Source organism: Cellvibrio sp. (assembly GCF_053579595.1).
Genome location: NZ_JBRFPI010000396.1, coordinates 1 through 3,943 on the forward strand (window position 1 = coordinate 1; position 3,943 = coordinate 3,943).

General features: G+C 44.6%; 4 protein-coding genes and 1 tRNA gene. 1 reads left to right on the forward strand and 4 read right to left on the reverse strand.

The window, feature by feature from the left end:
• Nucleotides 1-13 precede the first annotated feature (13 nt).
• Nucleotides 14-90 (forward strand) — tRNA-Ile (locus ACWA6V_RS18400).
• Nucleotides 91-172: 82 nt separating this feature from the next.
• On the opposite strand, the gene ACWA6V_RS18405 is transcribed toward ACWA6V_RS18400, so the two are convergent.
• The 4 genes from ACWA6V_RS18405 to ACWA6V_RS18420 all read right to left on the reverse strand — a co-directional run.
• Complete coding sequence (locus ACWA6V_RS18405; protein ID WP_449523858.1) at nucleotides 173-1,612, reverse strand: nicotinate phosphoribosyltransferase; 1,440 nt, start codon at nucleotides 1,610-1,612, stop codon at nucleotides 173-175.
• A gap of 131 nt (nucleotides 1,613-1,743) precedes the next feature.
• Complete coding sequence (locus ACWA6V_RS18410) at nucleotides 1,744-2,643, reverse strand: ADP-ribosylglycohydrolase family protein (protein ID WP_449523859.1); 900 nt, start codon at nucleotides 2,641-2,643, stop codon at nucleotides 1,744-1,746.
• A 16-nt stretch (nucleotides 2,644-2,659) separates the two neighbouring features.
• On the reverse strand, nucleotides 2,660-3,001 hold the full coding sequence (locus ACWA6V_RS18415; protein ID WP_449523860.1) for a hypothetical protein: 342 nt from the start codon (nucleotides 2,999-3,001) through the stop codon (nucleotides 2,660-2,662).
• 51 nt (nucleotides 3,002-3,052) lie between these two features.
• Nucleotides 3,053-3,943 (reverse strand): ADP-ribosylglycohydrolase family protein (locus tag ACWA6V_RS18420; RefSeq protein ID WP_449523861.1); only part of this gene is annotated, 891 nt, incomplete at its 5' end.

Here is a 3,943-nt window from a genome sequence, read left to right on the forward strand (position 1 = left end):
CATCCGTTTTAAAGGGCCTATAGCTCAGTTGGTTAGAGCGTCCGACTCATAATCGGCAGGTCCCAGGTTCAAGTCCTGGTGGGCCCACCAAATACAAAAGCCTAACCCTCGCGGGTTAGGCTTTTTTGTTGGCTCAAGTTTTACATCATCGCCGAATTACCTGCTGAGCCAATCAACCTTTTAACGCATTTTCCCTTACTTGCGCAAAGCTATAATCCGCTAACACTTGCCCATTGCGGTACACGCTCACCAATTGATTTTGCTCAGCACCTATCGCATCTTTCGGCACAGTTTTAAATTGGCCATTTTCCTTAATTAATGCCAAACGGCCTTTTTTAGAGCGCTTGCCCTGGTCGGTGATAGGGTCTTTATACACATCGTGCCATTGGCCATTAATACAAATAGCCGAGGCCTTCATGGCGAATTTTTGTGTATCGCGGTTAACTTTTTGCAATAACTCTCCACCCATACCAAAAGCCACATTATCCGCGCTCAAACCGCGTTTTTGCATTTCTGCCAAAATAGCTTCAATGGAGGCGGCGCACACGCCATCGCCTTGAATTAAACGCACACAAGGCGGCAACACTTTGTACCCTTTGCCATTTACACTAAAACCAAATTTTGCCATTAAACGCTCAATCGCTTCAGGCACAATTTCTACCGGCTCACCAGAATCTGGGCGCACAACCAGGCTACCACCGGTAGTTTCTACCTGAGTTTTTAATTCACCGCCCCAGATATTATCAATAGCATTCCAAATATCGTAAGAGTCACTCACCACCGCCAACAATTTATTCTGGCCGCCAAATTGTTTAAGCATATTGGCGTAAGCAGCGGTTTCTCCTTCACGGCCCCAGCTGGTGATAGTGCTGTGTTCGGCTGCCGGGATAGAGAAGCCAGCCATATCTGCGCCGTAATAACGGCGTGCTGCGACCAAGGCAGAAAAGTTATCGGTACCCATGAAGCTGACTAAGTGTGCCAAGCCGCCAATCGCCGTGGTTTCTTCTGAACTGGCACCGCGTGCACCAAAGTCGTGGAGCTTGAATGGCAAGCCGTTAAGGTTATCGGCTGTTTCATCCAAGTAACGGGCAATGATGTTTTGGCAGGCTTTAGATACTGTCGCCACGGTGGTGGGATACCAAACAGCACGTAACAGGGCGGTTTCGATATAGCTGGTCAACCAGGCACACGTTGGGTCGGTATTGATTACTTGTACCAGGACATTACCCGTCGGAACCTCAGTACCTTCTGGTACCGCTTCGATTTCCAACGGCAGGTAGCCATTGTGAACAGTCAGGATGTGCATCCAGCCATCACGGTTAAAAGGTACACCGTGAGCAGCGCAAATCATTTCTGCTTCATCGATATCCGCCAGAGTTATAGGCTTGGTCAGGTATTGCTTGATAAACATCTGCAAACCGAAAAACACAGTAGAAGCGTGTACACCGCCGCGAGATTCAATATAGCTAGAGACAAATTCAGCCCCTTGTGGGTACTGAACAAAGTGAGATGTTTTGTAAGAGTCGGTATTCAGAATCAGATTTTGCATGATGGAAATCCTCCAGTCATCGGGGTTAAGCACCGGTCTATCCAGCGCTGTTAGGGTATTCATTTGGATTATCTGGAGGCAGTTCCTGCATCCATGGGCATATAGTGGCAAATAGACACTATTGTGTCAACTGGTTTATTGGCTAAATGACACTATTTATTTTGTATATTGGATATTCGCCTTAATGAATTGGTTTAAGATGAGTGAGGAGTAAATAAAGTGTCTGCGATATCCTGGATATTCTCGTATTTTTGAATCAAGTTTACCCAGCGTCCTGGGATACCCGTACATCCGTAAAAGGCGCCAGCAATTTGCCCGCAAATAGCGGCGGTAGTATCGGCATCATTGCCAATATTTGCTGCAAGCAAAATAGCCTCTTCAAAACTATCTGCTTTATGAAAACACCAAAGTGCAGATTCAAGACTTTCAATCGCGTAACCGCTACCCGTTAATTGCTCGTAGTTTTTCTCTAAATATAAACCGGATGCAATCGCGCGGACCTTGGGCGTTGTTGGTTGATAAAAAGTATTGAGCAATTCCTCTTTTTTACGCGCTGACATCGCTATTACCAGCAAGCTGGCAAAGTATTTACAGGCATCAATGCATTCCGCAGAACCATGGGTAGTTCGCGAACTTTCACCGGCATAACGGATTAATTTAGCAGGATTGTCGCGATAAAAAATGGCGATGGGAGCCAAGCGCATCAATGATCCATTGCCAGAGGATCTTTCATCGATTGACCCACTAAAAGGGTTTCCGGTTTTCATGTAGGAGTTAAGTGCAGTAGCAACGGTAGCACCTATGTCAAAGCATTCACCAGTGCTACTCATGTATCCGTACTGATACCAATTGCAGTATCGATTCATCTGATCGACGGGATCAAAACCATTTTTATAAATGAGGCTATGTGCGAGACACAGAGCCATAGAAGTATCGTCAGTCCATTGACCGGGTAATAAATCAAAAGGTCCACCGCCAACCATATCGGTTATAGGCTCAAAGGTCCCACGCTGGCGAAACTCCAACGTAGTGCCTACTGCATCACCAACAGCCAGACCAACCAAGCAGCCTTTTGCTTTATCGAGCAATTCCATATTAAATAAACTCCTGTTATCGATATTCACCGATAACTTCAATTTTTCCCACGATATTTTTATTGAATTCTTCAAGGTCAGCAGCTGGAATCCACCACTCCGTGGCACTTGCCCCACCTACTTTCTGAATGGGGTAGCGATCCATAAATGATTTTTTTACCCAAAAGCGCGTGACATAACCAGCACCGAAATCGGTGATATTCCATTGAGTAAGTGCAATCGCATAAGCCTCATTGGTAACGGGGTAAAAGATATCTTGATCTGGTAATCGCGGTGGCCATTGCGTGTAGCCAGATGCGGCAACTAAATCCAGTTCTTTTTGACCCGTGGGTCTGAAGCATTCAGTAAGTGAGTCCATGATTACTCTTTCATATTAAGCAAATGATTCTTGCTTTTTCATTCTCATGTATTATGGTTTCTGCTCATGAATGAGAGAGGCCAATTGTAAAATGTAGTCTTTTTGTTCTATGAGGATATTTGGCAGGTTTGTTACACCGTTATAAGCTCCCCATATTGCGCCTGCCATTGCTCCTATCGTGTCAACATCACCTTTGAGTGAAATAACAAATTTTATTAACTCCTCAAAGCTACAGTTGATAAATCGCATCGCTATATAAATGGCAGTGACGACAGATTCTTGAGCGCTTATTCCATTTCCAAGTTTCTTCACAATTGTTTGATGGTTAATCAACTCTCCGTTATGCAACCATGTTTTGATCAAGCCAAATTTTTCCCTAAATATTGGAGCACTGCAGTACTCGTTTAAATCAATCCAAAAACTATCATCAAAATTTCCATTTAATGCAGAAGAGATTGCGATGCTTATTGCTATAGCCCCGTCAATTGCTAGTGGATGCGCATGGGTTATCTCTGCCGCTTTGCGTGTCTCATCGAGTAAGCGATTGATATCTTTATGGAAGAATAGTGCAACAGGTGGCGTCCTCATTGCGGCACCATTACCAAAAGATCCATCTTTGAATTGCCTGGTGCTTGCGCTTTTCCAATCAACTCCAGCTTTGATAGCCTTAAGTACTTTTACCGCACTAGGGCCATAGCCACGACTCCATTGGTAACTTTGTGTAAATTTATTCGCTAATTCAATTTGATCGATGGTTTTGTATTTCAACAATATTTCAACAACATCGATGGACATCTGGGTGTCGTCGGTCCATCGAGGAAGACCATCTGAATTTTTTCCAATAATTCTCCAAACGAATCTTTCAACTGGACCTCCCTCGTAAGGTGCTCCTAGTGCATCACCCAAAGCAAGGCCAAGCAGGCAACCTTGGTACTGATCAAT

Excerpts from the sequence above, each read along its gene's own strand:
- ACWA6V_RS18405 (WP_449523858.1), bottom strand. The coding sequence starts at position 1,612 with ATGAATACCCTAACAGCGCTGGATAGACCGGTGCTTAACCCCGATGAC.
- ACWA6V_RS18410 (WP_449523859.1), bottom strand. The coding sequence starts at position 2,643 with ATGGAATTGCTCGATAAAGCAAAAGGCTGCTTGGTTGGTCTGGCTGTT.
- ACWA6V_RS18415 (WP_449523860.1), bottom strand. The coding sequence starts at position 3,001 with ATGGACTCACTTACTGAATGCTTCAGACCCACGGGTCAAAAAGAACTG.